This is a genomic window from Pseudooceanicola nanhaiensis DSM 18065, assembly GCF_000688295.1.
Taxonomy (GTDB): domain Bacteria; phylum Pseudomonadota; class Alphaproteobacteria; order Rhodobacterales; family Rhodobacteraceae; genus Pseudooceanicola; species Pseudooceanicola nanhaiensis.
The window spans coordinates 1,753,767-1,774,684 of the sequence record NZ_JHZF01000011.1 but is presented as its reverse complement, the minus strand read 5'-3'; the positions used below and the strand labels follow the sequence as shown (position 1 = coordinate 1,774,684).

22 protein-coding genes are annotated in these 20,918 nt (G+C 68.5%); 8 read left to right on the top strand and 14 right to left on the bottom strand.

Annotation, left to right across the window (positions count from 1 at the left end; genetic code table 11):
* The first annotated feature begins 103 nt into the window (after positions 1-103).
* The 3 genes from choW (at position 104) to Q344_RS0109695 (ending at position 3,819) form a co-directional block, all read left to right on the top strand.
* Complete coding sequence (gene choW, locus Q344_RS0109705; RefSeq protein ID WP_028286516.1) at positions 104-940, top strand: choline ABC transporter permease subunit; 837 nt, start codon at positions 104-106, stop codon at positions 938-940.
* Complete coding sequence (gene choV / locus Q344_RS0109700; protein WP_028286515.1) at positions 937-1,950, top strand: choline ABC transporter ATP-binding protein; 1,014 nt, start codon at positions 937-939, stop codon at positions 1,948-1,950. The genes choW and choV overlap by 4 nt, the downstream gene beginning before the upstream one ends.
* 201 nt (positions 1,951-2,151) lie before the next feature.
* On the top strand, positions 2,152-3,819 hold the full coding sequence (locus Q344_RS0109695) for a thiamine pyrophosphate-binding protein (protein WP_028286514.1): 1,668 nt from the start codon (positions 2,152-2,154) through the stop codon (positions 3,817-3,819).
* 338 nt (positions 3,820-4,157) lie between these two features.
* Here the strand turns inward: Q344_RS0109695 and rpmB are convergent, their stop codons facing one another.
* The 11 genes from rpmB to Q344_RS26355 form a co-directional block, all read right to left on the bottom strand.
* Positions 4,158-4,445: a 50S ribosomal protein L28 gene (gene rpmB / locus Q344_RS0109685; protein ID WP_028286513.1), complete on the bottom strand. Its 288-nt coding sequence runs from the start codon at positions 4,443-4,445 to the stop codon at positions 4,158-4,160.
* A gap of 332 nt (positions 4,446-4,777) precedes the next feature.
* Positions 4,778-5,713: a 2-hydroxyacid dehydrogenase gene (locus Q344_RS0109680; protein ID WP_028286512.1), complete on the bottom strand. Its 936-nt coding sequence runs from the start codon at positions 5,711-5,713 to the stop codon at positions 4,778-4,780.
* Positions 5,710-6,858 carry a rod shape-determining protein RodA gene (gene rodA / locus Q344_RS0109675; protein WP_028286511.1) on the bottom strand — a complete coding sequence of 383 codons (1,149 nt, stop codon included), beginning with the start codon at positions 6,856-6,858 and terminating at the stop codon, positions 5,710-5,712. Before rodA ends, Q344_RS0109680 begins: the two co-directional genes overlap by 4 nt.
* The gene (gene mrdA, locus Q344_RS0109670) at positions 6,855-8,798 is read right to left on the bottom strand and encodes a penicillin-binding protein 2 (RefSeq protein WP_028286510.1); all 1,944 of its coding nucleotides are present in this window, start codon (positions 8,796-8,798) and stop codon (positions 6,855-6,857) included. The genes rodA and mrdA overlap by 4 nt, the downstream gene beginning before the upstream one ends.
* Positions 8,795-9,346, bottom strand: coding sequence for a hypothetical protein (locus Q344_RS0109665; protein ID WP_028286509.1), 552 nt, complete (start codon positions 9,344-9,346; stop codon positions 8,795-8,797). The genes mrdA and Q344_RS0109665 overlap by 4 nt, the downstream gene beginning before the upstream one ends.
* Complete coding sequence (mreC, locus tag Q344_RS0109660) at positions 9,339-10,277, bottom strand: rod shape-determining protein MreC (RefSeq protein ID WP_028286508.1); 939 nt, start codon at positions 10,275-10,277, stop codon at positions 9,339-9,341. The genes Q344_RS0109665 and mreC overlap by 8 nt, the downstream gene beginning before the upstream one ends.
* Before the next feature lie 83 nt (positions 10,278-10,360).
* The gene (locus Q344_RS0109655) at positions 10,361-11,407 is read right to left on the bottom strand and encodes a rod shape-determining protein (RefSeq protein ID WP_028286507.1); all 1,047 of its coding nucleotides are present in this window, start codon (positions 11,405-11,407) and stop codon (positions 10,361-10,363) included.
* A 206-nt stretch (positions 11,408-11,613) separates the two neighbouring features.
* On the bottom strand, positions 11,614-12,318 hold the full coding sequence (locus tag Q344_RS0109650) for an NAD-dependent deacylase (protein ID WP_028286506.1): 705 nt from the start codon (positions 12,316-12,318) through the stop codon (positions 11,614-11,616).
* 298 nt (positions 12,319-12,616) lie between these two features.
* A complete protein-coding gene (locus Q344_RS0109645) occupies positions 12,617-12,919 on the bottom strand; it encodes a hypothetical protein (protein WP_028286505.1) in 303 nt (100 codons plus the stop codon).
* 259 nt (positions 12,920-13,178) lie between these two features.
* Positions 13,179-13,943: an MBL fold metallo-hydrolase gene (locus Q344_RS0109640; protein WP_028286504.1), complete on the bottom strand. Its 765-nt coding sequence runs from the start codon at positions 13,941-13,943 to the stop codon at positions 13,179-13,181.
* Positions 13,944-14,039: 96 nt separating this feature from the next.
* Positions 14,040-14,207, bottom strand: coding sequence for a glycine zipper domain-containing protein (locus tag Q344_RS26355; RefSeq protein ID WP_169739186.1), 168 nt, complete (start codon positions 14,205-14,207; stop codon positions 14,040-14,042).
* A gap of 111 nt (positions 14,208-14,318) precedes the next feature.
* Here Q344_RS26355 and lepA point away from each other — a divergent pair, with 111 nt between their 5' ends.
* From lepA to Q344_RS0109615, 4 genes are all read left to right on the top strand, one after another.
* A complete protein-coding gene (lepA, locus tag Q344_RS0109630; RefSeq protein WP_028286503.1) occupies positions 14,319-16,121 on the top strand; it encodes a translation elongation factor 4 in 1,803 nt (600 codons plus the stop codon).
* Between the two features lie 181 nt (positions 16,122-16,302).
* A complete protein-coding gene (locus Q344_RS0109625; RefSeq protein WP_028286502.1) occupies positions 16,303-16,515 on the top strand; it encodes a dodecin in 213 nt (70 codons plus the stop codon).
* Positions 16,516-16,716: 201 nt separating this feature from the next.
* Positions 16,717-17,049, top strand: coding sequence for a cytochrome b (locus Q344_RS23630; RefSeq protein WP_169739185.1), 333 nt, complete (start codon positions 16,717-16,719; stop codon positions 17,047-17,049).
* Positions 17,050-17,115: 66 nt separating this feature from the next.
* Positions 17,116-17,373 carry a phage holin family protein gene (locus Q344_RS0109615; protein WP_028286501.1) on the top strand — a complete coding sequence of 86 codons (258 nt, stop codon included), beginning with the start codon at positions 17,116-17,118 and terminating at the stop codon, positions 17,371-17,373.
* 4 nt (positions 17,374-17,377) lie between these two features.
* Here the strand turns inward: Q344_RS0109615 and Q344_RS0109610 are convergent, their stop codons facing one another.
* Complete coding sequence (locus Q344_RS0109610) at positions 17,378-18,148, bottom strand: alpha/beta fold hydrolase (RefSeq protein WP_028286500.1); 771 nt, start codon at positions 18,146-18,148, stop codon at positions 17,378-17,380.
* Between the two features lie 50 nt (positions 18,149-18,198).
* On the opposite strand from Q344_RS0109610, the gene Q344_RS23625 reads away from it, so the two are divergent.
* Positions 18,199-18,570: a hypothetical protein gene (locus Q344_RS23625; RefSeq protein WP_051630454.1), complete on the top strand. Its 372-nt coding sequence runs from the start codon at positions 18,199-18,201 to the stop codon at positions 18,568-18,570.
* Here Q344_RS23625 and Q344_RS23620 read toward each other — a convergent pair.
* A complete protein-coding gene (locus Q344_RS23620) occupies positions 18,509-19,375 on the bottom strand; it encodes a DUF817 domain-containing protein (RefSeq protein WP_084178347.1) in 867 nt (288 codons plus the stop codon). The two genes, Q344_RS23625 and Q344_RS23620, sit on opposite strands and share 62 nt — an antisense overlap.
* Positions 19,376-19,568: 193 nt before the next feature.
* Positions 19,569-20,852, bottom strand: coding sequence for a serine hydroxymethyltransferase (gene glyA, locus Q344_RS0109595; RefSeq protein ID WP_028286499.1), 1,284 nt, complete (start codon positions 20,850-20,852; stop codon positions 19,569-19,571).
* Positions 20,853-20,918 lie beyond the last annotated feature (66 nt).

Here is a 20,918-nt window from a genome sequence, read left to right as displayed (position 1 = left end):
CGGCGGGCGTTCCGCCGCGTCCCCGGCCCCCGGGACGGGCCGCCGGGCCCCGGCATCAGGACCGGACCCGCTTCAACGGACAAGACAGGGACGGGCGTGCATGCTGGAGTGGCTGACCGAGCACAAGATACCCGTCGGCCAGTGGGCCGGCGACTTCTTCGAATGGCTCGAGGAGACGTTCTCGTTCTTCTTCGACCTTCTCGCCGACACGCTCGACAGCGCGATCGACGGGCTGATGTGGCTGCTGCAGGCGCCCAATCCGCTGGTCATGATCGCGATCTTCGGCGCGCTGACCTGGGTGCTGCAGCGCAACTGGAAGACGGTCGCGCTGGTCGTCGTGGGGCTGCTCTTCATCATCAACCAGGGTTACTGGGAAGAGACGACCGAGAGCCTCACGCTGGTGATCTCGGCCTGCGTGGTCTGCATGGGGCTGGGCGTGCCGATCGGCATCCTCGCCGCGCACCGGCCGAAGCTCTATGCCTGGATGCAGCCGGTGCTCGACCTGATGCAGACGCTGCCGGCCTTCGTCTACCTGATCCCGGCCATCGTCTTCTTCGGCATCGGCATGGTGCCGGGCCTCTTCGCGACGGTGATCTTCGTGCTGCCGGCGCCGATCCGGCTGACCTATCTGGGGGTGTCCTCCACGCCGACGCCGCTGATGGAGGCCGCGCAGGCCTTCGGGGCGAGCCCGCAGCAGACGCTCTGGAAGGTGGAACTGCCCTACGCATTGCCGCAGATCATGGCCGGGCTGAACCAGACGATCATGCTCTCGCTCTCGATGGTGGTGATCGCCGCGCTCGTGGGCGCGGACGGGCTGGGCGTGCCGGTGGTCAGGGCGCTGAACTCGGTCAACACCGCGCTCGGGTTCGAGAGCGGCTTCGTCATCGTGGTCGTCGCGATCATCCTCGACCGGATGCTGCGGGTCGGGGGCAGGAAATGAGCGCCGTCGTCTTCGACAAGGTTTCCATCGTCTTCGGCTCGGACCCGGAAGAGGCGCTGCCGCTGATGGATCGCGGCAAGGACCGCAGCGAGATCCAGAGCGCCACCGGCCAGGTGCTGGGGGTTCACGATTGTTCGCTCTCGGTGGAGGAGGGCGAGATCCTCGTCCTCATGGGGCTTTCGGGGTCCGGCAAGTCGACGCTCCTCAGGGCGGTGAACGGGCTGAACCCGATCACCCGGGGCGCGGTCCGGGTGACGGATGGCGACTGGACCTGCACCCTGCCGCAGGACGGCGAGAAGGCGCTGAAGCAGCTGCGCCGCAAATCCGTGGCGATGGTGTTCCAGCAATTCGGCCTGCTGCCCTGGCGCAACGTGCGCGACAACGTCGCGCTCGGGCTGGAGCTTGCCGGGGTGGCGAAGGCCGAGCGGGTGAAGCGGGCGGACGAGAAGCTCGAGATGGTGGGGCTCACCGACTGGGCCGACCGGAAGGTGAGCGAGCTGTCGGGCGGGATGCAGCAGCGGGTCGGCCTCGCGCGGGCGTTTGCCACGGATGCGCCGATCCTGCTGATGGACGAACCCTTCTCCGCGCTGGACCCGCTGATCCGGACCCGGCTGCAGGACGAATTGCTGGAGCTGCAGGCGCGGCTCAGGCGGACGATCCTCTTCGTCAGCCACGATCTCGACGAGGCGTTCAAGATCGGCAACCGGATCGCGATCATGGAGGGCGGGCGGATCGTCCAGTGCGGCACGCCGGCCGAGATCATCGCCCATCCGGCGAACGATTACGTGGCGGAGTTCGTGGCCCACATGAACCCGCTGGGCGTGCTCCGGGCGCGTGACGTGATGCGTGCGGGCACGGCGCCCGAGGGCGCGCCGGCGCTCGATGCCGAGGCGCCGGTGACCGAGGCGATCGCGCTGATCTCGGGCGGGGCCGAGGTCGTGAGCGTGCGGGAGAACGGCGCGGAGATCGGCGTGATCGGGGCGGGCGAGGTGGTCGCGGCCCTCGGGTGATTGCGCCGCCCCCGGCGTCGCGACGGGGGCGCCCGAAGCGGGCATCGAGCCCGCTCCGGGCGCGGCCTCCGGCGGGGATATTTTCGGCAAGAGGAAGCAGGCGACCCCGCGCCCTGCCTCGGGCGGCGCGCGGGGCGGAGGGGGCTTTCGTTTCCTGTGCGGATCGGAAAGAGTGGCGCCGAAATCAGCAAGGAGCCCCCCATGTCCGTCACCCCCAAAGACCGCACCGGCGCGCGCGTGCTTGTCGACCAGCTTCTGGCCCAGGGCGTGGAGCGCGCCTCCTGCGTGCCGGGCGAGAGCTACCTCAGCGTGCTCGATGCGCTGATCGGATCGGGCGTCGACATGATCACCTGCCGGCAGGAGGGCGGGGCCTCGATGATGGCGGAGGCCTGGGGCAAGCTTTCGGGGCGGCCGGGGATCTGCTTCGTGACGCGGGGGCCGGGCGCGACCAATGCTGCGGCGGGGGTCCACGTGGCGGCGCAGGATTCGACGCCGATGATCCTGTTCGTCGGCCAGGTGGCGCGGGGCATGAAGCACCGCGAGGCGTTCCAGGAGCTTGATTACGGCGCGGTCTTCGGGACCATGGCGAAGTGGGTCGTCGAGATCGACGACGCCGCCCGGATTCCCGAACTGGTCGCCCGTGCCTTCCGCGTGGCGATGCAGGGCCGGCCCGGCCCGGTGGTGATCGCGCTGCCCGAGGACATGCTGGACGACGTGGTGCAGGTCGCCGACGCGCCGCGGGTGGAGCCGGTGGAGACCGCGCCTGCCGCGGGCGACGCCGCGGCGCTGGCGGAGTTGCTGGCCGGGGCCGAGCGGCCCTTCGCGATCTTCGGCGGCTCCCGCTGGGACGAGGCCGCCGTCGCCTCCTTCACCGGCCTCTGCGAGCGTTACGCCATCCCCTTCGCCGCGAGCTTCCGGCGCGCGGGCATGGTCCCCGCCCAGCATCCGAATTACGCCGGCGACCTGAGCCTCGGGGCGAATCCGGCGCTGGTGAAGGCGATCGGGGAGGCCGATCTGGTCCTCGTCATGGGCTCGCGGATGTCCGAGATCTCGTCCCAGAGCTACACGCTGCTGCCGATCCCGTCGGGCGCGCAGAAACTGGTGCATGTCCATGCCGATCCGGACGAGATCGGCCGGGTCTATCAGCCGGCCCTCGGGATCAGCGCCACGCCGAAGGGCATCGCGCCGGTGCTCGACGGGCTCTCGCCCGAGGCGCCGCGGCAGGGGGAATGGGTCTCGGCCGCGCGGGCGGCCTATCTCGACTGGTCGGAGGAGCCGCGGGAGAACCCCGGGGCGCTCCAGATGGGCAAGGTCCTGACCTGGATGCGGGACGCATTGCCCGACGACGCCATCCTGACCAACGGGGCGGGGAACTTCGCCGTCTGGCTGAACCGCTACTATCGCTTCACGCAGTTCAACACGCATCTCGCGCCGACATCGGGCTCGATGGGCTACGGCTTCCCGGCGGGTATCGCGGCGCAGCGGGCGCGGCCGGACCAGGTCGTGGTGAACCTCGCGGGCGACGGCGACTTCATGATGACCTCCCAGGAATTCGCCACCTGCGCGCATCACGGCATTCCGCTGATCGTCGTTCTGGTCGACAACGGCATGTACGGCACGATCCGGATGCACCAGGAGCGGGAATTCCCCGAACGGGTCTCCTCCACCTCGCTCACCAACCCCGATTTCGCGGCGCTGGCCGAGGCGCATGGCGGCTTCGGGCAACGGGTCGAGACGGCGGAGGATTTCCCGGCCGCCTTCGAGGCGGCGCGCGCCAGCGGCAAGCCCGCGATCCTGCACCTGATCCTCGATCCCGAGGCGCTGTCTCCGACCGCGACCATCGCCGGATTGCGCGCCCGGAAAGGCTGACGGCGACCGCCGCCCCTGCCGGGTCGGACGACCGCTTTGCATCCCGGGTCCCGAGAGGAGGGCCCGGGATGGCTCCGACGACAGGGCTCACGGCGGCGGAACGGCTTTGCGACCGCCACGGGCGATACCGCGACCGGCATGGACCGGCTCACCCGCGTGGCGGGGATGTCGGTCAGGGGCCCTTGCGCGCCTCGTCCTCGCGGCCGGCGCGATCCCCGCGGGCGGGCGGCAGGCGCCGCGCATGGCAGCAGGCGAATCGCGCGGGCGGAACGAGAAAGGCCGGGGCGCTCATCGCGTCCCGGCCTTCGTGTCTGCTGTCCCGACGGGACGGCGAAGGATCAGGCCTCGGCCTGGACCTTCATGATCTCTTTCTTCACTTTCAGCGCGGCGTCGGACAGCTCTGCGTCCTTCGCCTTGGCCAGGAACTTGTCCAGACCGCCGCGGTGATCGACGGTGCGCAGCGCGGAGGCGGAGATCCGGAGCTTGATGTTCCGGCCCAGAGCTTCCGAGCGCAGCGAAACGTCGTTCAGGTTCGGCAGGAACCGGCGACGGGTCTTGTTGTTCGCATGGCTGACATTGTTGCCCGTCATCGGGCCTTTTCCGGTCAGTTCGCAACGGCGCGACATGGTCTTTCCTCGATCGTCTAGCGGGCGGGTCGCGCCCTCGTCCAAATGAAACGGCGCCGCCCTCGCGCAGCGCCATCGAATTCCGTCCGCGCTCTCTATGGCCAATCGGGGGGGAGGTCAAGAGGCGACGGTCCGTAAACCCGATCCGGGAGACCGCCGCCCCCAGGGCCGGTGCAGGCCGGGAAACGGCCCCCCGCGCGGGAACGGGGGGCCTTCCCCTTGGCGACCCCGAGAAATCCCCAACAGGGCCGCCGAGTGCACGCTCGCATGAAATTGGTTAACAAACCGTTACCTTTTCAGGGGCAGCACAAATTGCAGGCCGAAGCCCGCGTTCAGTACCCCGCGCCGCGATCGACGAGGTGGAGGAAGGGTTCTCCCGCCTCGCCGCGCCGGATGTTTCGGGCCACGACCTCGGCCGCCGTCTCGGGCCGGGTCTCGGAGGCGACATGGGGGCTGACCGTGATCTTCGGATGCCGCCAGAACGGATGGTCGGCGGGCAGGGGCTCCTGCCGGAAGACATCGAGCGTGGCATGGCCCAGGTGGCCCGCGTCGAGCCCCGCCAGCAGCGCCTCGTCCTCGATCAGCGCGCCGCGGCCGGGGTTCACGATCACCGCGCCCTCCGGCAGGCGCGACAGCGCGTCGGCGTCGAGGATGTTCTCGGTGGCGCCGGTGAGCGGGAGCAGCAGCACGACGATCTGCGACCCGGCGAGCACGGTCTTCAGGCCCTCGGCGCCGTGGTGGCAGGTGATGCCGGGGATGTGCTTCTCGGTCCGGCTCCAGCCCGCGACGGGGAAGTTGAGCGCCGCGAGCGCCCCCGCGCAGGCCGCGCCCAGCTCACCGAGGCCCAGCACGCCCACGGGCCGGTTCCGGGCAAGCGGCGGCACGCTGGGGCGCCATTCGCCCGATTGCCGCGCCAGCACCTCGTCGATCCCGAGGTGGTGCCGCAGGACCTGTCCGGTGACCCATTCGACCATGCCTTCCTTCAGCCCCGAATCGACCATCCGGCAGAGCGGCTGGGTGAGGGTCCGGTTGCCGACGATTCCCTCGACCCCGGCCCAGAGGTTCAGCACCGCCTTTGTGCGGGTGTAGGGCGTGAAGTCCTGCAGGTCGGAGTTCGGCGCGTAGACGATGTAGTCGACCTCCTCCGCCGGCATCTCGGTGGCGAGGCGGTAGTCGGTGATGCCCTCCGCCTCGAGCGCGCGGTGCAGCGGGGCCTCGTATTGCGGCCAGCGGGCCTCGGTAGCGGCGAACAGGATATTCAGGGTCAACGGCGGCCTCTTGGTCGGTGGACATGGGCGCTCTGCACCAGCCCGAAGGCCGCGAGCAGCACCATCATCGCCGAGCCGCCGTAGCTGACCAGCGGCAGCGGCACGCCGACCACCGGCGCGAGGCCCATGACCATCGACATGTTGACCGCGAAGAACAGGAAGAATGTCGTCGCGATCCCCAGCGTCAGCAGGGACCCGTAGCGGCTGGCGTTGGTCAGCGCCGAGACGATGCAGAAGGCGATGATGAGCGCGTAGAGCGTGAGAAGGGAGATCCCGCCGATGAATCCGAATTCCTCGGCGAGGGTGGTGAAGATGAAGTCGGTGTGCTTCTCGGGCAGGAAGTTCAGCCGGGATTGCGTGCCCTGCATGAAGCCGCGTCCGGTCCAGCCGCCCGAGCCGAGGGCGATCTTCGACTGGGTGATGTGATAGCCCGCGCCCAGCGGGTCCGAGGAGGGATCGAGGAAGGTGTCGATCCGCCGGAACTGGTAATCCTTGAGAAGCTGCCAGTCGGTGCCGCGGCTCTTGAACACCGCGGTGACAAGGCCCACGCCGGCGGCGATGACGGCCGCGAAATAGGCCCAGTGGACGCCGGCGAAGAACATGATCGCGCCGCCCCCCGCCAGCAGCAGGATCGCGGTGCCGAGGTCCGGCTGCGCGAGCACGAGGTAAGTGGGCACGAGGATGATGATGACGGGCACCAGCACCCAGAGCGGATGCGAGACCTTCTTCACCGGCAGCCAGTCGTAATAGGCGGCCAGCAGCATCACCAGCGCCACCTTCATCAGCTCGGAGGGCTGGAGCCGGAAGAAGCCGAGGTCGATCCAGCGCTGTGCGCCCATGCCGATATGGCCGAAGAGCTCGACCGCCACGAGAAGCGCCAGCGAGCCGAGGTAGGCCACCCCCGAGACGTTGCGCCAGAACCAGAGCGGCACCATGGCGACGACGAGCATGCTGGCCATGCCGATGCCGAAGCGAACGATCTGCGGTTCGGCCCAGGGCGAGAACGATCCGCCCGCGACCGAGTAGAGCATCAGGAAGCCGACGCAGGCCACCGCGGTGAGCAGCAGCGCCAGCGGCCAGTTGATGTAGAGGATCTTGCGCCATCCGGTGGGGGTCCACTGGACGTTGTACTCGAGGTAGCTCATGCGCGGCTGCGCCCCCGTCCGTCCTCGGGCGGGCGCATCTCGCGCAGCTTCTCCTGCTGCGTCTGGATGCGGCCGTGGTCCTTGCGCGGATAGGCGTCGAGCGGCGGATCGTCGCCGAAGAGCGCCTGAAGGGTGATGTCCCGCGCGATCGGCGCGGCGGCGGTGGAGCCGCCCGAACCGTGTTCGACCACGATCGACACGGCGATCCGGGGATTGTCGTAGGGCGCGAAGTCGACGAAGAGCGCGTGGTCGCGCCGTTCCCAGGGAAGCTGGTCGTTCCGGAACACGCCGCGCGCCCGTTCGGCGGCGGTGATGTTGCGGACCTGACTGGTGCCGGTCTTGCCGGCCATGCGGAATTCCTTGGGCTCGATCCGGTTGGAATAGGCCGTGCCGCGCTGGCTGTTCGACACCTGGTACATCCCGTGGCGCACCAGCCGCAGGTGGTTCTCGTTGATCCCGAGGCTCGCGGCCTCGGCGATCTCCTGCTCGACCGTGTCGATCGACTTGATGAGCCGGGGCTTCACGTCGCGCCCGGTCGCGATCCGGGCGGTCATCACGGCCAGCTGCAACGGCGAGGCGAGCACGAAGCCCTGGCCGATGGCCGAGTTCACCGTGTCGCCGATCAGCCAGCTCTCGCCGCGCACCTCCTGTTTCCAGGCCTTCGTCGGCGTCAGCCCCTGCGCCACGGCCGACATCGGCAGATCGTGGCGGATGCCGATGCCCAGACGCTGGGCCATCTCGGTGATGCGCTCGATGCCCACCTCCATCGCCAGCTCGTAATAGAAGACGTCGCAGCTCTGCTGGAGCGACTTCTCGATGTTGACGTGGCCGTGCCCGCCGCCCTTCCAGCAGTGGAAGCGACGGCCGCTGACGGTCAGGTGGCCGGGGCAGTAATAGGTCTTGTCGGCGTTGACGACGCCGGCCTCGAGCCCGGCCAGCGCCACCACCATCTTGAAGGTGGAGCCCGGCGGATAGGTGCCCTGCACGGTCTTGTTGGCGAGCGGGCGGTACTTGTTCTCGGTCAGCGCCTTGTAATCGCCGACCGAGATCCCGCGGACGAAGAGGTTCGGATCGAAGCTGGGGGTGGAGGCGATGGCGAGGATGTCGCCGTTCCGCACGTCCATCACCACGGCCGCCGCGCTCTCGTCCGCCATCCGGGCCTGGGCGTAGTTCTGCAGCATGTGGTCGATGGTGAGCTGGAGGTTCGTCCCCTCGACACCCTCCTGCCGCGACAGCTCGCGCATGACGCGACCCGCGGCGTTCACCTCGACCCGGCGCGCGCCGGCCTTGCCGCGGAGCTCGTCCTCCATCTTCGCCTCGAGGCCCACCTTGCCGATCTGGAACCGCGGGATGCGCAGCACCTGGTCGGGGTCTTCCATCTTGGAGAGGTCGTAATCCGAGACCGGGCCGACATAGCCCACCACATGCGCGAAATCGTCGTGCAGGGGATAGTTCCGCGACAGCCCGACCTCGGGCGTGATGCCCGGCAGGGCGGGGGCGTTGATCGCCACGCGCGAGATGTCCTCCCAGCTCACCCGGTCGGCCAGCGTGATCGGCAGGAACGGGGCCGAGCGCTTCATCTCGGCCAGCGCCTTCTCCAGCTCGTCCGGGTCAAGCTGCACGAGGCGCGACAGGCGGCGGATGGTCTCGTCCACGTCATCGGCGTCCTCGCGGACCATGACGATCCGGTAGGCCTGTTCGTTATGCGCGATGATCCGGCCGTTGCGGTCGAAGATCTCGCCCCGCGCGGGCGGGATCAGACGGATGTTGACCCGGTTCTCCTCGGCCAGCAGGCGGAACTCGTCGGCCTGATCCACCTGCATGTAGCGCATCCTGGCGCCCAGCAGACCCATGAAGCCCACCATGCCGCCGCCCAGGATCAGGCCCCGGCGGGTGATGCGGCGGACGCTCTCGGCGGTGTCCTTCGGCGATCGCTTCACAGCCGGCCCCCCAATGCGCCGAGCGTGCCCGGCCGGTTCCGGCGCAGCCCGAAGAAGGCCATCAGGAACAGCACCGCGAGCGGATAGACCAGGACCGAGGCGACCAGCTGGATCAGGCTCAGCATGATCGGCGGCAGCGGCGCGAAGGTGATGGCGAGGATGACGCGGTAACCGATGATGACCGCCGTCATCGCGGCGGCGGCGGCCAGCCATTCGGCCGGGAAGGGCAGATCGCGCATCGCCCGGCCCTGACCCTTGAGCCATTCGCAGGCCAGCACCACGAGCGCCGCCATCAGGCCCGGCGGGCGCTGGAACATCAGATCGGCCAGGAACACCAGCAGCCCGATCGACAGGGCTGGGGCGTAATCCGGCCGCCGCAGCGTCCAGGCGCAGCAGAGCACCAGCAGAAGGTCCGGCCCGGTCCAGCGCCGCGGCGTGGTCTCGAGCGGCATCAGGCTGAAGACGATGATGGCGAGGCCGAGCGCGATGAAGGCCGCGCGCATGATCCAGCGCTTGGCGGGCGGTGTGGCGGTGACGGTCTCAGCCATTGCCCGCATCCTCCGCCGCCGCCGCGGTGTCCGGCGCGTCCAGCGCCTCGGCCTCTGCGTCGAGCGGCATGAACCGCGGCCCGACCAAGGCGCCCGGATCCTCGATACGTTCGGACCCGAGGTGCCGCAGCACGCGCAGGTATTCCAGCCGCTCGAAATCGGCCGCGAGCCGCACCCGCAGGCGCCCGCCCGGATCCTGCGCGACCTGTCCGATCAGCAGACCGGCCGGGAAGACCCCGCCGTCGCCCGAGGAGACGACGCGGTCGCCGGGCCGGACGAGGTCCGGATCCTCGAGGAACTCGATCGGCGGGACCGAGGAATTGTCACCCGCGAGGATCGCCCGCTGGTCCGAGGGCTGGATCGTCACCGGAACCCTGGAGGAGGTGTCGGTCAGCAGCAGCACGCGGCTGGTGCTGTCCCCCACGCCGGACATCCGCCCGACGAGGCCGATCCCGTCCATCGCCGCCCAGCCGTCGACGATCCCGTCGCGCGCGCCGACGTTCAGCAGCACCGACTGCCGGAACGGAGAGCCGCTGTCGGCCATCACCACGCCGGTGATGTAGGTCAGCCGCGGATCGAGCCGCACGTTGTTGAGGTCGAGAAGGCGGGCGTTCTCCTGCTCGAGCTGGAGCGCCGCCTCTTTCCACGCCTTCATCTGCTGCAACTCGCGCCGCAGCTCGCGGTTCTGTTCGTGGATCCGGTGGTAGGACTGGAAGTCCCGCAGGATGTTGACCGAGGCCGTGACCGGCGCCATCGCCCAGTCGAAGCCGGGCAGCACCTTGTCGACCACCTGCGCGCGGAACCGTTCGACCCGCGGGCTGTCGATCCGCCAGACCAGGAAGACCGCCAGCAGGCACAGCACGAGGACCCCGATCAGGAGACGCCTGAGCGGGGCGACGTAATCTTCGTCCTGTCCTCGATTCCGGGCCATCGAAACCCTTCGCTATGGAAATGGTGGCGCGCCGCCGGGGTGGACCGCCGGGCGCTCAGGACCTGCCGCCGAGTCTTCCCGGCTCAGCTGTCGTAGTCAATCGCGTGGCGGAGCTGTTTCTCGTATTCCAGAGCCTTGCCGGTTCCGAGAGCCACGCAATTCAAACTTTCGTCAGCGATCGAGACGGAAAGCCCCGTCTGCTCGCGCAGCGCGAGGTCGAGATCGCCCAGAAGCGCGCCGCCGCCGGTCAGCATGACGCCGCGGTCGACGATGTCGGCGGCGAGGTCCGGGGGGGTGGCTTCCAGCGCGGTCATCACCGCCTCGCAGATCTGCTGCACCGGCTCCGACAGCGCCTCGGCGACCTGCGCCTGCGTGATCTCGGTCTCTTTCGGGACGCCGTTCAGCAGGTCGCGGCCGCGGATATGCATCGACTGGCCGCGGCCGTCGTCGGGCATCCGCGCGGTGCCGATGGAGGTCTTGATCCGCTCGGCGGTGCTTTCGCCGACGAGGAGGTTCTGCTGGCGGCGGAGGTAGGAGACGATCGCCTCGTCCATCCGGTCACCGCCGACCCGCACCGAACGGGCATAGACGATGTCGCCAAGCGACAGGACCGCCACCTCGGTGGTGCCGCCGCCGATGTCCACGACCATGTTCCCGGTCGGGTCGGTGATCGGCATGCCGGCCCCGATGGCCGCGGCGATGGGTTCCGCGATCAGACCGGCGCGACGCGCGCCGGCGGACAGGACCGACTGGCGGATCGCGCGCTTTTCGACCGGGGTCGCGCCATGCGGCACGCAGACGATGATCTTCGGCTTCGAGAAGGTCGAGCGCTTGTGCACCTTGCGGATGAAATGCTTGATCATCTCTTCCGCGGTGTCGAAATCGGCGATCACGCCCTCGCGCATCGGGCGGATCGCCTCGATCGAGCCGGGGGTCCGGCCAAGCATCAGCTTGGCGTCCTCGCCCACGGCCAGCACCTTCTTGACGCCGTCCTTGACGTGGTAGGCGACAACCGAGGGTTCCGACAGGATGATGCCTTTGCCCTTCACGTAGACGAGCGTGTTCGCCGTTCCGAGGTCGATCGCCATGTCAGACGAGAAGAGCCCCGGCATCTTGTCGAAAATTCCCATTCCGTTTGTGTCCTGCCCCGATGAAACCATGCCCCAAGAGGCCCGCGACTCGTGCGCCACCGGCCGTCCGCCTTATAGGCTTGGGCTTTGTGTGGCGAAAGGGGGACAGGGTGGCAAATCAGCGTGATCCTGCCGGAAGGGGTCAGATTTGAAGAGTCTGCCGCTCTTCCGGGCAGGTCCGGATTGTTCGATATTGGAAGGCCCGGTCAGGCGCGGTTCGACAGCACGTCCTCGACCCATGCGGGGACGACCTCGCTCGCGGGCCCGCGCAGCTGGCGTGCAAAGCCCGAGGAGACGGCGCTGGCCTCGAGATTGATCTCGAGCGTGTCGGCGCCGCAAATGTCCGCAATCTGAACAAATCCGGCGGCCGGATAGACGTTCCCGGAGGTCCCGATCGCCACGAAAAGGTCGCAGCCGGAGAGGTGGGTTTCGATCTCGTCGAGGAAATAGGGCATCTCTCCGAACCACACGACATCGGGTCGCGTGGGCCCCGCCCCGCAGCTGGGGCAGGGGGTCTCGAGGTCCAGCTTCCGCTCGAACGGCCAGTCCCAGCGGAAGCCGCAGGCGTTGCAGAGCAGCCCGTCCAGCACGCCGTGCATGTGGATCACCCCGGCCGAGCCGCCGCGCTCGTGCAGCCGGTCCACGTTCTGCGTGACGATCACCACCTCGCCGCCGTACTCCGCCTGAAGCCGGGCGAGCGCGTCATGCGCAGGGTTGGGCTGCACCTCGCGGTGCTTGCCGCGGCGCATGTTGTAGAAGTCGATCACCATCTGCGGGTCGCGGGCGAAGCCCTCGGGCGTCGCCACGTCCTCCACCCGCTTGCGCTCCCACAGGCCGCCCGCGCCGCGGAAGGTTCCCAGCCCGCTCTCGGCCGAGATCCCGGCGCCGGTGAGTATCACGATCTTGTCCATCGGGTCCCCCTGTCCCGGCCAGCAAAGCATGCACACCCGCCCTGAGGCCAGCCCCCGCGGCGCGACGGTGCGGGGGCGGAGGATCGCGGGCTGTTCAACCTGAACGTCGCGACGGATCCCTTGCGGGGATCGAGCGGCTCCGGCCTGCGGGGCGCGAGGCGCCGGCCCCGCCGTTCACCGACTGCGCCCCGGACACCGGGGCGAGCAAGGTCCCGCATCCCTGTTGCACGGGGATTGCGCGGGCGCCTTCGACCTCATCGAGGTCAGCGCCCGCGGATCGCCCGCGCGGGTCCGAACCTCAGGAGCAGGCCGCCGAGGCGGTGGCGCCGAATTGTTCGTACCGCTTCCAGAATTCGTCGTGGTACTGGGTTTTCGACATCCGCACATCCTGCGCCATCTGCGGTTCGGCGAAGAATTTCGCCGCCAGCCGCTGGTCCTGGCCGTTCAGCGTGATGTTCGCCACGGCCTGGATGCAGCCGCAGAGCGCGCGATTCCCGCCGCGTTCGCTCGACATGCAGGCGTTGTCGATCGGACCGGCATGGGCTGCCGAGAAGGTGGACATGAAAATGGCGGTGCCTGCCGCCGTGAAGACGCGTTTCATTGACTGGCCTCTTTGTCGTGCGGCGCTTTTCCGGCCGCATCGTTGCTTGCTCGTTCGCCGGGTCCGCCGGCCCCCCGCCCGTGCTTTCGCGCGGCCTGACGCAGGGTGGCCCGACTATGCCAAACCGGCCTGCCTGCCGCAAGGCCGCGATGCGGGGCGGGGCCATGAAAACAAGGGGCGTGACCTTCGTGCATGGGCGCGAAACGAGAACGGGCGCGGTGTGACCCGCGCCCGTTGCCGGCCCATGCGGCGGTCAGTGCTATTCGTACCAGGGACCCATCTTGACCTCGGTCCCCGCATCCGTATCGGCCAGGAGCCGGGCGAACTTCTCGGGGTCGCTGTCGCGGTAGTGGTAGGGATAGACGTAGCTCGGCGCGAATTCGGCCACGGCCGAGGCCGCCTGTTCCTCGGTCATCGTGTAGGGCAGGTTGAACGGCACGAAGGCCACGTCGATGTCGCTCAGCGCGCGCATCTCGGGGATGTCCTCGGTGTCGCCGGCGATGTAGACGCGCAGCCCGTCGAAATTCAGGATGTAGCCGTTGTCGCGGCCTTCCGGGTGATACTGGAGCCGCTCCTCGGTGATGTTGTAGGCCGGGATCGCCTCGATCCTCAGGCCGAGGACGGTGGTCTCCTCGCCGTTCGCGATCGAGGTGGCGCGCGCCTTGAGCCCGTCGGGCAGCATCTCGAACACCGCCGGGTTGGTCAGCAGCTGCGTGTTGGGGCCGACAAGGGCCGCGAGCGTGTCGGCGTTGTAATGATCGCCGTGCTCGTGGGTGATGAGGATCAGGTCGGGCTCCGGGAAATCGGCATAGGCCGAGGCGTCGCCGACCGGATCGTTGTAGATCGTGCCGACGGGGGTCTCCATCACGAAGGAGGCGTGGCTCACGGGGTGCACGGTCACCGGCCCCTCGGCGGCGTCGAACTGGTCGCCCGCCCCGGTCTGGGCCATGGCGGCATAGGGCAGGAAGACGGTCGCGCCGGTGACGGCGGTTCCGGTCAGCAGAAGGCGGCGGCGTGTGATCATCGGGCAGGCTCCTCGGTGGTCTGTCGCGGCAATGGTAGCCCGGTCGCGGGAATTGTCGCGCTCACGTTTCCGTAGGGTGAGATCCGCCCGGGCGGCTCAGTCGCCGTCCTGGCCCGGTCCGCCCTGGTCCTCGCGCCGGAGCGCCACGGCCAGCACGAGGCCGACAGCGATGCCCAGGCCGATGCCGGCGGACATGTTGCCCATGGCGACACCCAGTGCCGCCCCGATGGCGATGCCGATCGCCAGTGCCACGCCCATTGTCATCGCGCGACCCTCCCGTCCGGGCACTTACCCGCCAATGACCCGGCGTGCAAACCGCGTCGGCCATATCATGCCATCTTCCAAGGTCCCTGCGCCTCTGCTACATGCGCGCGCATGACCGACAGATCCCTCATCCGAAACTTCTCCATCGTCGCCCATATCGACCACGGGAAATCCACCCTGGCCGACCGGCTGATCCAGCTCACCGGCACCGTCGCCGAGCGCGACATGAAGGAGCAGCTCCTCGATGCCATGGATATCGAGCGCGAGCGGGGGATCACCATCAAGGCGAACACCGTCCGCATCGAATATCCGGCGAAGGACGGCAAGACCTATGTCCTGAACCTGATCGACACGCCCGGACACGTCGACTTCGCCTACGAGGTCTCGCGCTCCATGCAGGCGGTCGAGGGCTCGCTGCTCGTGGTCGACGCCACCCAGGGGGTCGAGGCGCAGACGCTCGCCAACGTCTACCAGGCGATCGACGCCGACCACGAGATCGTGCCGGTGCTGAACAAGATCGACCTGCCGGCGTCCGAGCCGCAGCGGGTCAAGGACCAGATCGAGGACGTGATCGGGATCGAGGCGCAGGACGCCATCGAGATCTCTGCCAAGACCGGCCTTGGCATCCCCGACGTGCTGGAGGCCATCGTCACCCGTCTGCCGGCGCCGCCCGAGGGCGATGCCGAGAAGCCGCTGAAGGCGATGCTGGTCGATTCGAAATACGACAGCTACCTCGGCGTCGTGGTCATCGTCCGCGTCATCGACGGCGTGCTGAAGAAGGGCCAGCGCATCCGCATGATGCGCACCGGCGGCGTCTACGAGATCGACCGGATCGGCGTCTACCGCCCGGCAATGACCGAGGTGAAGGAGCTGGGCCCGGGCGAGATCGGCTACATCACCGCCCAGATCAAGCAGGTCCGCGACACCCGCGTCGGCGACACGATCACCACCGAGAAGAAGGGGGTCGAGACCGCGCTCCCCGGCTTCAAGCCGTCGATCCCTGTGGTCTTCTGCGGCCTCTTCCCCGTCGACAGCTCGGAATTCGAGGACCTGCGCGACGCGATCGAGAAGCTGGCGCTGAACGACGCCTCCTTCACCTTCGAGATGGAGACCTCGGCCGCGCTCGGCTTCGGCTTCCGCTGCGGTTTCCTCGGCCTGCTGCACCTCGAGGTGATCCGCGACCGGATCGAGCGCGAGTACGACATCGACCTGATCACCACCGCGCCCTCGGTGATCTATCACCTCCACATGAAGGACGGCGAGGTCATCGACCTGCACAACCCCGCCGACATGCCCGACCCGACGCATATCGACCATATCGAGGAGCCGCGGATCAAGGCGACCATCATGGTGCCCGACGAATACCTCGGCGACGTGCTGAAGCTCTGCCAGGACCGCCGCGGCATCCAGATGGAGCTGACCTATGCGGGCAACCGCCCGCTTGTGGTCTACGATCTGCCGCTGAACGAAGTGGTGTTCGACTTCTACGACAGGCTGAAGAGCGTCACGAAAGGCTATGCGTCCTTCGACTACCAGCTGATCGGATATCGCGAGGACAACCTCGTGAAGATGCAGATCCTGGTGAACGACGAACCGGTCGACGCGCTCTCGATGATGGTCCACCGCGACCGGGCCGAGATGCGGGGCCGTGCGATGTGCGAGAAGCTCAAGGAGCTGATCCCCCGCCACATGTTCAAGATCCCGATCCAGGCGGCGATCGGCGGCAAGGTCATCGCGCGCGAGACCTTGGCGGCGCTGCGCAAGGACGTGACGGCGAAGTGCTACGGCGGGGACGCGACGCGGAAGCGGAAGCTGCTCGACAAGCAGAAGGCCGGCAAGAAGAAGATGCGCCAGTTCGGGAAGGTCGACATCCCGCAGGAGGCGTTCATCTCGGCGCTGAAGATGGACAGCTGAGCCGCAGGGGCGCAACGCGTCCGGCGAGCGTCACCGTGCAGATAGCTTGAGCCCCGGGTGTTGGGGGGAGGTCGTCGGCCCCCCCCGTCACGGAGTCGCGGGTGACGCGCCTTGTCCCACCCCCTCGCCACCCCGGCTCCCTGCACTAGGTCCCACTTCCTGCAACAAGGGAAAGCGACCTATGTCCGACCACATCTATCCGATCACCGAAGTCTACGGCTCGTCCGAGACCTCCATCGACGACGCGATCCAGAAGGCCGTCTCGGCCGCGTCCAAATCCGTCCGCAACATCGAATGGTTCGAGGTCACCCAGATCCGCGGCCATGTGGGCGAGGATGGCCAGGTCGCGCATTACCAGGTCGGCGTGAAACTGGGCTTCCGCCTCGAGCGCTGAGCCGCGACGGAAAACCGGCGGCGGCGCGTAGCAGGGGTCTGACAGGAAAGGACCCCGCCATGCCCGCCCGCTACTCCCGCACCCAGATCATCCTTCACTGGGCCGTCACCGGCCTGATCGCCGTCCAGTTCCTCGCCCATGACGGGATCGAGGCCGCCTGGCGCGCCTATGCCAGCACCGGGATCGCCGACCCGGGGGCCGGTGCGACCCTCCACATCGTCTTCGGCCGTGCTGGTGCTGGTGGTGTGGCGCCTGGCGGTCCGCGTCACCCATGGCGCGCCGCGCCGGAACGGGGGCCATCCGCTGGCCGCCCGCGCCGCCGGCATCGGGCACTGGGCGCTTTACGGCCTGATGCTGCTGGTCCCGTTCTCGGGCGCCGCGGGCTGGTTCCTCGGCGCCGCGGCGGCGGCGGAGGCGCACGAGGTGCTGAAGACGCTCCTCCTGGTTGTCATCCTCGGCCACATCGGCGCGACGCTCGTCCACCGGTTCTGGCTGCGCGACGGCGTGTCTGCGCGGATGCTGCCGGGCGGCTGAGCCCGGAACCCGCGCCGCCGGCGGGGCGTTGGTCAGGCCAGAAGGCCCGCAAAGGAGCATTGCGCCATGAAGACACGTCTCAGCTGGTTCACCACCACCCTAGCCGTCGCCTGCGTCGCCGGTGCGGCGCTCATCGCCTTCTTTGTCTTCGGGTATTACAGCCTCGGGGCGCTGCTCTGGTCGGCGGTCATCGGGCTCGCGCTCGGGGTGCCGCTCGGCCTCTGGGCGTCCAAGCGGATCAAGCGGCGCGACCCGGACTGGCCGCCGCAGGACGGTCTGCGGAAGGACGCACCGGCCGCGACACGCGGGCCGAACGGCCTCTGAAAGTTCAGCGCGGGGCTTCGCTCCGCGCCAGCCATTCCGAAACCGCGGCGACGAATTCCTTGGGCTTGTCCGCGTGAATCCAGTGCCCCGCGCCGGGGATGCCGACGAAACGCGCCTTGGGGAAGAGCGCGGTGATGGTGTCGCGGTCGTCACGGCCGACGTAATCGGAATTGCCGCCGGTCAGGAACAGCGTCGGCTTGCCGAACTGCCCCGTCACCTCGGGAAAGCCGATGATCTTCTCCATCTCCGCCCCCAGCACGTCGAGGTTGAGCCGCCAGCGCTTCTCCTTGAGATCGAGCGACTGGGTGAAGAAGCTGCAGAGCGCCGGATCGTCGAGGTGCCGGGCCAGCTGCGCATCCGCGTCCGAGCGCCGTTCGACCGCGTCGAGGTCCACCGCCCGCATCGCCGCGATCTTGTCGGACTGGCTGTGGCGGTAGGTGACCGGCGCGATGTCCGCGACGATCAGACGGGTCACCAGCTCGGGCCGGGTCAGGGCCAGAACCATGGCCGCCTTGCCGCCCATCGAATGGCCGAGCACATCGGCAGGCCCGACATCCTCCAGCACCTCGGCGAGGTCTCCGGCCATGTCCTCGTAGCTCTGGCTCGGCGCCCAGGGGCTTTGCCCGTGGTTGCGCATGTCCACGGTGAGCACCTGCCGCACGTCCGAGAGCCGCTTGGCGATGACGCTCCAGTTCCGCGCGGATCCGAAGAGCCCGTGGACGATCAGCAGCGGCGGTTCGGCGGTCGGCGCGCCATGCGGGATGGTGTTCAGCATGGCTCTTCGGTAGACCTGCGGCGTGACGGAGGCAAGGGGGCCTGTCAGGCATGGCGGAACTGGACATCGCGGCGAAGGCCAGACGGCTCGAGGAGCTTCTGGACCGGGGCTTCGGCACCGGCGAGAAGGGCCTGCGCCATGCGCTCAGGAAGGCCGGCCGGCGGCTGCCCCGCCGGATGCGCCGGGCAGGCGGCGCGGTGGCGGATGCGGATTACATGGCCGGTCATCCGAAGCTTTTCTGGCAGATCGACCGCAAGCGGGTCGCGCGCGAGGCGGAGATCCTCGAGGATTATCTGAAATCGGTGAACCCGAACAAGCGCCGGGTGGACCTGCTGCTGTCGATCCTGCGCAGCCTTGCGGTCAACTTCCTGATCCTCGGGCTTCTGATCTATGCGCTGGCCCGCTGGCGCGGTTGGATCTGAGCCAGGGCCCCGGGCGGCAGGCGCCGCGGAAGACCACCAGGACGGTCGCGAAGCTCACGAAGAAGAGCAGATACCAGGAGCCCAGCATGCCGAGGCGGACGGGCTCCCACGCCTTCTGACCGGCATAGACCCAGGTTCCGGTGAAGGTGCCGATGTTCTCGGCGATATAGAGCAGCCCCGCCACCAGGAGCGCCGCGCCCAGCATCGGGACGGAGCGGCGCCGGCCGCCCGCGGTCAGCGTCAGGCGGGTGCGGAAGAACAACAGCACGCTCGCCGCGAAGAGCGCCAGCCGGATGTCCGGCAGGAAGTGATGCGCGAAGAAATTCGCATAGATCCCGACGGCGAGCGCCACCACCAGCCCGAAGGGCGGGAAGGGGGCCAGCACGATGTCGAAGAGCCGGATCGAGCGCGCGATGTAGGAGCCGACGGCGGCATACATGAAGCCGGTGAAGAGCGGCACGTCGAAGAGCTTGATCACCCCCGCCTCCGGATAGGACCAGCTGCCGGCGGAGACCTTGAACCATTCCATCACCGTGCCGGTGAGGTGGAAGAGCAGGATCACCTTGAACTCGTCCCAGGTCTCGAGCCGGAAGGCCAGCATCGCGACCTGCGAGGCGACCGCGATCAGCACCAGCGCGTCGTAGCGGGTGAGCGCCCAGCCCTCCTGCCAGATCAGTTTCGTCCCGAGGATCGCCGCCAGCAGGATCACCGCGAAGAGCGCCGCCCAGAGCTGGTGGCCGAGGAAGCGGAAAAGCCCCGCCAGCGGGCGGGGCCCTGGTGCGTCTGTCGCGGCGTCGGTCATCATCCTGCCCTCGGAAGGGGGCGCTGCCCCCTACGGCCTGCGGCCTACCCCCGGAGTATTTTCGGAAAGATGAAGCGGAGGGACACCCCGGTCTTCATCTTTCCATCGGGCTCCGCCCGTTCGGGGCGGACACCGTCCGGCGGACGGTGTCCCGATCGCCTCTCACACTCCGGCCGGAGGCGGCCGCACCCCGGTCTCAGAGCCCCGGATAGAGCGGGAAGCGCCCGCAGAGCTCGGCCACCTCGGCCTTCACCTTGTCCTCGACGGAGGTGTTGCCGTCCTCGCCATTGGCGGCAAGCCCGTCAACGACCTCGACGATCCAGTCGGCGATCTGGCGGAACTCGGCCTCGCGGAAGCCGCGGGTGGTGCCGGCGGGGGTGCCGAGGCGGATGCCCGAGGTCACGAAGGGTTTCTCCGGATCGAAGGGCACGCCGTTCTTGTTGCAGGTGATGTGGGCGCGGCCGAGCGCGGCCTCGGCGGCCTTGCCGGTGACGCCCTTGGGGCGCAGGTCGGCGAGCATCAGGTGGTTGTCGGTGCCGCCCGAGACGATGTCGATCCCGCCCTTCATGAGCTGATCGGCCATCGCCTTGGCGTTGGCGACGACCTGCACCGCGTAATCCTGGAATTCGGGCTTCAGCGCCTCGCCGAAGGCCACGGCCTTGGCGGCGATCACATGCATCAGCGGCCCGCCCTGCAGGCCCGGGAAGACGGCGGAGTTCACCTTCTTGGCAATGTCCTCGTCATTCGTCAGGATCATCCCGCCGCGGGGGCCGCGGAGCGACTTGTGCGTGGTCGTGGTGCAGACATGGGCGTGGGGCAGGGGCGAGGGATGCGCGCCGCCCGCGACGAGGCCCGCGATATGGGCCATGTCGACCATCAGGTAGGCGCCGACCTCGTCCGCGATCTCGCGGAAGGCGGCCCAGTCCCAGATCCGGGAATAGGCGGTGCCGCCGGCGAGGATCAGCTTGGGCTTGTGCTCGCGCGCCTTGGCGCGGATGTCCTCCATGTCCAGCAGCTGGTCCTGCTGGCGCACCCCGTAGGAGACCACGTTGAACCACTTGCCCGACATGTTCACCGGCGAGCCGTGGGTCAGGTGACCGCCCGAGTTCAGGTCGAGCCCCATGAAGGTGTCGCCGGGTTTCAGGAGCGCCAGGAACACCGCCTGGTTCATCTGGGAGCCGGAGTTGGGCTGGACGTTGGCGAAGCCGCAGTTGAAGAGTTGCTTCGCCCGCTCGATCGCCAGCGTCTCGGCGATGTCGACGTACTGGCAGCCGCCGTAGTAGCGCTTGCCCGGGTAGCCCTCGGCGTATTTGTTGGTCAGGACCGAACCCTGCGCCTCGAGCACGGCGGCGGAGACGATGTTCTCCGAGGCGATCAGCTCGATCTCGTCGCGCTGGCGGCCGAGCTCCTTGCCGATGGTGTCGAAGATCTCCGGGTCGCGTTCCGCGAGCGGGCTGGAAAAGAAGCCGACATCCTTCATGGAATGATCCGTCCTTGTCAGTGGCGTTGGCGCTTCCTACCCGGATCCGCGGCGGCGCAAAAGGTC